Origin of the sequence: Rubrivirga sp. SAORIC476 (assembly GCF_002283555.1) — a bacterium.
Taxonomy (GTDB): Bacteria; Bacteroidota; Rhodothermia; order Rhodothermales; family Rubricoccaceae; genus Rubrivirga.
On sequence record NZ_MVOI01000016.1, the window covers coordinates 1 to 894 of the forward strand.

The 894-nt window shown below is 68.1% G+C and carries 1 protein-coding gene; it reads right to left on the reverse strand.

Annotated elements, in window-relative coordinates; genetic code table 11:
- On the reverse strand, positions 1-894 hold an 894-nt coding region (tuf, locus tag B1759_RS18890; RefSeq protein WP_095516648.1), incomplete at both ends, for an elongation factor Tu.

The window sequence follows — 894 nt, forward strand, 5'->3', positions numbered from 1 at the left end:
ACGCCCTCGGCCAGCTCGATGTCGCCCGTCACGTCCGTCGTGCGGAAGTAGAACTGCGGACGGTACCCCTTGAAGAACGGCGTGTGGCGACCACCCTCGTCCTTCGACAGGATGTACACCTCGCACTCGAACTTCTTGTGCGGCGTCACCGCACCCGGCTTCGTCAGCACCATCCCGCGCTCGACGGCGTCCTTGTCGATGCCGCGCAGCAGGATGCCCGCGTTGTCGCCCGCCTGCGCCGAGTCGAGAAGCTTCCTGAACATCTCCACGCCCGTCACCGTCGACGACTGCTTCGTCTCCGAGATGCCCACGATCTCGACCGGGTCGCCGACCTTGATCGCGCCCCGCTCCACGCGGCCCGTCACCACCGTCCCGCGGCCCGTGATCGAGAACACGTCCTCGACCGGCATCAGGAACGGCTGGTCGACGGCGCGCTCCGGCGTCGGGATGTAGTCGTCCACCGACTGCATCAGCTCCTCGACCTTCGCCACCCACTCCGGCTCGCCGTTCAAGGCGCCCAGCGCCGAGCCCTGGATCACCGGCAGGTCGTCGCCCGGGAACTCGTACGAGTCGAGCAGCTCACGGACCTCCATCTCGACCAGCTCCAGGAGCTCCTCGTCGTCGACCAGGTCGGCCTTGTTCATGAACACGACGATGTAGGGCACGCCCACCTGGCGGGCGAGCAGGATGTGCTCGCGCGTCTGCGGCATCGGGCCGTCGGTGGCGGCCACCACCAGGATCGCGCCGTCCATCTGCGCCGCACCCGTGACCATGTTCTTGACGTAGTCGGCGTGGCCGGGGCAGTCGACGTGGGCGTAGTGCCGGTTCTCGGTCTCGTACTCGACGTGCGCCGTGGCGATCGTGATGCCGCGCTCGCGCTCCTCGGGGGCGTTG